Genomic DNA, 4,503 nt, shown 5'->3' with positions numbered 1-4,503 from the left:
GCACATGACAACGGCGGTGTTAACCCGCCAGGGCTGGCGTCGGTTGGCGGTTTCATTGATACGCCGAATTCAAAGTTAGGCCACGTAAGGTTGAATGACCTGCACGAGACTGCCCAGAGCGGCAATTGGCATGATCGCAGTACTGCTTGTGGCATGCGGAGGCGACTCTGATGAGACCGCCGTTCCACAGCCTGCCGCCCCGCAGCTGCAGATATCTCTAAGCGCGGAGTCTCGCCCTGGAGAGGGCGTGTTGATCGAAGCCATCATAGGGCATCTGGGCGGCCCCGACGTCTTCTATCCGGCTGGTTGTACAGCCCGATGCTACCCGCTGACCTATCCCTCAATCAGCATCGAGGTCTTCGACCCAAACAGTAACCCAGTGTTCTTGGAAGAGCCGTGCATCCCTCCACTGGGTTGCCCACCATTTCGACTTCCTCTCCACAGCGGCAGTATACTTGTGCGGCAGGTGACCCTTATGGATCATACATGGCAGCAAACAGGGTATGTCGGGGGCACACAATGCGGTCAGTGCGCTGAGGTGCCGCTTGCGACGGGGACCTACCACGTCGTAGCGACGCTGGACTACACACTTCAATCGGACTCCTTTACTTCCAATTTTATTCGGGCGAGTGCGGACTTCGTATGGCGCTGATGCCTAACACGCCGCTCGATCCGCCGGCGGGTACGCGCTGTCCGTTTGAACCGCACCGTCCGTTTCCCCGCCGCGGCTCATCGCCAGGCCGTTAGCCCCTTCACCGTATGCGACAGATTGCACCGATAATCACTACGCTCCTCGTTTTGAGCACGACGGCGGCTTGGGGCACTGAGAATCTGTGCGAACAGATGCGTACCTGGGCAGCGCCTCGGCGCGTTTTCGCAAACCCAGACCAGCAGCTCCTCCGGGTGGAGAAGCGGGAGCGGATCTTTGTGCCGCCTGACGGCCAGCATCGACCGAGTGAGGGTGGTTCCTATTTCGCCGCGGAGCCTGGCAACCGCCTTCGCCTCAGTGTTGGCGCAGATAAGGACGTGATCCTCAGCGTGCCCGAGTTCGCGCACCGCCCGCTCGACGCACGATGGATCAACCCGAAACTCCTTTACCTGGAGATATGGTTCAACCCCCACTACGGCGCGTATTGGATATACGATGCTGAAAGCGAAAAGGTCCTGGTCAATGAGCTGCAGAACGATGGGTGGGATGCGTGGCTGCAATGCCATCCCAGTCAGAACCCACCAAGTGAAGGTCGGCAGTAGACGCTACGGTCTAACACGGCCGTTGGGTCTGACGGCGGGCATGACGTCCGTCTTCGATCGTGGCGCTCCGGTTGCCCGCCGCAGCTCACCGGCATACCGTTAGGGAGCTTCGTTAGAGATTGCTTGCTGTGCGATTTAGAGGCTTCGTCCTGCTCACCTGCCTTGCCGCGTCGTTGATCACGGCGGCATGGGCGGGACCGAAATCGCTGCACGAAGCCGCCCGCGACGGAGATGTCGAAAGCGCGCGGCACATCCTCGCCCACGGAGCTGATGTGAATGCAACGGACGCAGAAGGTCAGACCGCCCTGCATTATGCCGCAGCCAGTGGCCATGATGCCGTCGTGCAGCTGCTCCTGTCGCATCATGCCAACGTCAATCTACGATCGAGGGGCCAAACACCTCTCTTCATGGCCATTTGGGCGGAACACACGAGCACGATGAAGCTCCTCGTCGACGCTGGTGCGGATGTCAATGCCGTGACACCACCATACGACACGCCGCTGTCCGCAGCTATCAAGCGGAACCCTACGTCCGAGGCGGCGCTGTTTCTGATCCAGCACGGAGCCGACATTAATCCGCCCAACCCCTATGGGGTGTCGCCTCTGTACGACGCCATCGTATACAAACGGCGAGACATGGCAAATGTGCTCCTGGACCGTAGGGCAGACGTGAACGCCCGAACTAACTACGGTGAAACTCCACTACACTGGGCAGCCTAAATTGCTGAGAGCGAGCTCGTCGAGCTCCTGATTCAACACGGAGCGGATGTAAACGCGAGAAACTCCAGATACGAGACGCCGTTGAATCGGGTGGCAGAAGGTGCCGGTGCTGGCGACTTCGCTCGTGTGGCGAGCGTACTCCTCGCACGGCGCAGATGTTGAAGCCGCGGATACGAAGGGCTGGACGGCGCTGCACAGTGCGGCCTTCAGCCAACGCGAGGATGTCGTTGCGGTGCTGTTGATGCATGGCGCAAGCATCAAAGCGGTAGAGAGCCGCGGGCAAACCCCACTGCATGTGGCCACAGAGCGAGGCAACAAGCCGATCGCGGCGCTGCTGCTCGACGACGGCGCAGATGTGAATAGCAGGGACAATGAGGGCAACACGCCTCTTCATGAAGCGACGGCCCACCTCGGAGACGTGTCTGCGATCAGGCTGCTGCTGGAGCGCGGGGCGAATCCCCTCGCGAAAGCGAGAGAATCAACGACCTTCAGGCGGTGCCGCCGGAGTTGGTGGCGCTTGTGGGACAGCACACGGATGGCAATCAACTGAAGGGGCTACTGATGGTATGGGACGGGTTCAAGTGGACGCGCCGAACGTACGCGCCCCCGTATGAGCTTTCAGGAGTGCACTTTCTGGATGCGGTGCATGGCTGGTTCACGGCGCGCGATTCCAAGGACCGGCTCTACCAGACGACCGATGGGGGCAAAACCCTGACCTACATTGAGGATTATTTTCATCACGTCGAAGCGCAGACACCCAGCCCGACGCCTGGCTCCGACATGAGCACCTCAGTACGGCGTTCCTATGAACTGCAGCCCAACAAGCGCGTCGAGCCGAGCGGCTTCAGTTTCGCTCCCACTGGCGACTGCCGCTGCGCCGCCGGCTCACGCGCAACGCGTTCGGCCCAGCGATGCGACTACGGTATGATGTGCTCGCATGAACATCCGCTTCTACCGTGATCCGGACACGGGCGACCCGCACATTTACAACCACGAAGTCGACGAGGATGAGGTTGCCGCCGTTTTGCAGAGTCCAGGGGAAGATCGTCCTGGCCGGGAGGGATCGCGGGTCGCCATCGGCAAGACGCAAGCAGGCCGTTACCTCCGGGTGATCTATGTTCCAGACCCCGAGCCGGATAGTGTATTTGTGATCACGGCGTATGACCTGCGCGGGAAACCGCTGCTCGCGTATCGACGGCGCCGGCGTCGGAAAGGCAGGAGATGAAGCAAAGTAAATTTCCGCGAGGCTGGGATGAGGAGAGAGTTCGCCGCGTGCTCGCCGATTACGAGCAGCAAACGGAGGAAGAGGCGGTGGCGGAGGACGAGGCCTCATTCGACGACACAACGCAAACGGTCATGGAAGTCCCCAAAGAGCTGGTTCCCGCGATTCGGGAGCTCATCGCAAAACGCCGGGCGCGGTCTGGCCGAACCAGCCGCTCCAGGCGCCGGCCAAGAGCGGACCGCGCCTGAGCGGCACGGCGTTCGACTGCTCACGAGGGCTGAGGTAGGCTCACGAGTCGAGGAGGTGACCGGATGCACAACGAATTCACTGCCATCTTCGAGCGCGACGGCGACTGGCACATTGCGTATTGTCCGGAGATTCCCGGCGCCAACGGACAGGGGCGGACAAAGGAGGAAGCCCGGAAGAGCCTTGCTGATGCTATCGCCTTGATTCTCGAAGACCGGCGCGACGACGCAATGCGCGGCGTGCCGCCCGACGCCGAGCGCGAAACGGTGGTCGTGGAGTGAAACGGAGCAGCCTGCTCCGGCACTTGCGGCTCCATGGCTGCTACCTCAAGCGCGAGGGTGCCAGTCACTCGCTGTGGACCAACCCGGCGACGGGAGCCGTGGAGTCGGTGCCACGCCACCAAGAAATCCCGAACGGCCTCGCAAGAAAGATCTGTCGCAACTTGTCCGTGCCCGAGGTTGGTGCGGCATGACGAAACGCGGCGCCGAGGCGATCGCGGCGGACAAGTGGACGCACGAGTTGCATCAGATACCGCGACGTCGCGAGGACGGTGAATTCTACACACGGATGGTATTGCGTGAATCGCTCATCCTGCCTCTTTGACGCACACAGCAGCGCTAGCTGACAGCGCCCAGGCCGTGACGTTGGGGACGCCGTTTAGGCGGGTTCGATGCGCATGTAGTTGTCGCGCCAGGACTGGTCCTCGCTCCACACGAACGGGGTCTGCACCGTCGTGCGGGGGGCGCGGGCGCTCTCCAATAGGTCGAGGCCGAAGCCGACGATGCGCCGCTGCATCTCAGCGTCGTACGGCTTACCGCAGGGATTGCCGAGCGGGAAATCGGTGAAGACGAAACGCGGGACACCGCAGTGCTCGACGATGTCGCGGGCGGAGCCGAGGATCACGGTCGCAATCCCATGGGCCTCCAGATGCCGGGCGACCAGACTCACGGTCTGGTGGCACACCGGTCAAAGCGGCACCAGGAACGCGGCGTCGACGGTGTCTTCCTGACAGCGGCGCAACAGTTCCGGAACGTCACGCTCGATCGTGTGACGCTGACTGTACTC

The 4,503-nt window shown here is 61.7% G+C and carries 9 protein-coding genes and 1 pseudogene; 9 read left to right on the top strand and 1 reads right to left on the bottom strand.

What is annotated here, in order from left to right; translation table 11 throughout:
- Positions 1–903: 903 nt before the first annotated feature.
- From VF515_12440 to VF515_12400, 9 genes are all read left to right on the top strand, one after another.
- A complete protein-coding gene (locus VF515_12440) occupies positions 904–1,251 on the top strand; it encodes a hypothetical protein (protein HEX7408443.1) in 348 nt (115 codons plus the stop codon).
- 128 nt (positions 1,252–1,379) lie between these two features.
- Positions 1,380–1,970: an ankyrin repeat domain-containing protein gene (locus tag VF515_12435; GenBank protein ID HEX7408442.1), complete on the top strand. Its 591-nt coding sequence runs from the start codon at positions 1,380–1,382 to the stop codon at positions 1,968–1,970.
- 106 nt (positions 1,971–2,076) lie between these two features.
- Positions 2,077–2,520, top strand: coding sequence for an ankyrin repeat domain-containing protein (locus tag VF515_12430; protein ID HEX7408441.1), 444 nt, complete (start codon positions 2,077–2,079; stop codon positions 2,518–2,520).
- A gap of 74 nt (positions 2,521–2,594) precedes the next feature.
- On the top strand, positions 2,595–2,930 hold the full coding sequence (locus VF515_12425) for a hypothetical protein (GenBank protein ID HEX7408440.1): 336 nt from the start codon (positions 2,595–2,597) through the stop codon (positions 2,928–2,930).
- Positions 2,908–3,195, top strand: a complete 288-nt coding sequence (locus VF515_12420) for a DUF4258 domain-containing protein (protein HEX7408439.1) — start codon at positions 2,908–2,910, stop codon at positions 3,193–3,195. Before VF515_12425 ends, VF515_12420 begins: the two co-directional genes overlap by 23 nt.
- Positions 3,192–3,440 carry a hypothetical protein gene (locus VF515_12415; protein ID HEX7408438.1) on the top strand — a complete coding sequence of 83 codons (249 nt, stop codon included), beginning with the start codon at positions 3,192–3,194 and terminating at the stop codon, positions 3,438–3,440. Before VF515_12420 ends, VF515_12415 begins: the two co-directional genes overlap by 4 nt.
- A 63-nt stretch (positions 3,441–3,503) precedes the next feature.
- Entirely contained in the window at positions 3,504–3,719 is a 216-nt protein-coding gene (locus VF515_12410; GenBank protein HEX7408437.1) for a type II toxin-antitoxin system HicB family antitoxin, read from the top strand.
- Entirely contained in the window at positions 3,716–3,910 is a 195-nt protein-coding gene (locus VF515_12405; protein HEX7408436.1) for a type II toxin-antitoxin system HicA family toxin, read from the top strand. The genes VF515_12410 and VF515_12405 overlap by 4 nt, the downstream gene beginning before the upstream one ends.
- The gene (locus VF515_12400; protein ID HEX7408435.1) at positions 3,907–4,041 is read left to right on the top strand and encodes a hypothetical protein; all 135 of its coding nucleotides are present in this window, start codon (positions 3,907–3,909) and stop codon (positions 4,039–4,041) included. The genes VF515_12405 and VF515_12400 overlap by 4 nt, the downstream gene beginning before the upstream one ends.
- An 81-nt stretch (positions 4,042–4,122) precedes the next feature.
- Here VF515_12400 and VF515_12395 read toward each other — a convergent pair.
- Positions 4,123–4,503, bottom strand: a pseudogene (locus tag VF515_12395) (reductase).

This window comes from Candidatus Binatia bacterium (genome assembly GCA_036382395.1).
GTDB lineage: Bacteria > Desulfobacterota > Binatia > HRBIN30 > HRBIN30 > JAGDMS01.
This window is presented reverse-complemented; position numbering and strand designations above follow the sequence as displayed.

Coding starts and splice junctions, on each gene's coding strand:
- VF515_12400 (HEX7408435.1), top strand. CDS start 3,907: ATGACGAAACGCGGCGCCGAGGCGATCGCGGCGGACAAGTGGACGCAC.
- VF515_12420 (HEX7408439.1), top strand. CDS start 2,908: ATGAACATCCGCTTCTACCGTGATCCGGACACGGGCGACCCGCACATT.
- VF515_12410 (HEX7408437.1), top strand. CDS start 3,504: ATGCACAACGAATTCACTGCCATCTTCGAGCGCGACGGCGACTGGCAC.
- VF515_12415 (HEX7408438.1), top strand. CDS start 3,192: ATGAAGCAAAGTAAATTTCCGCGAGGCTGGGATGAGGAGAGAGTTCGC.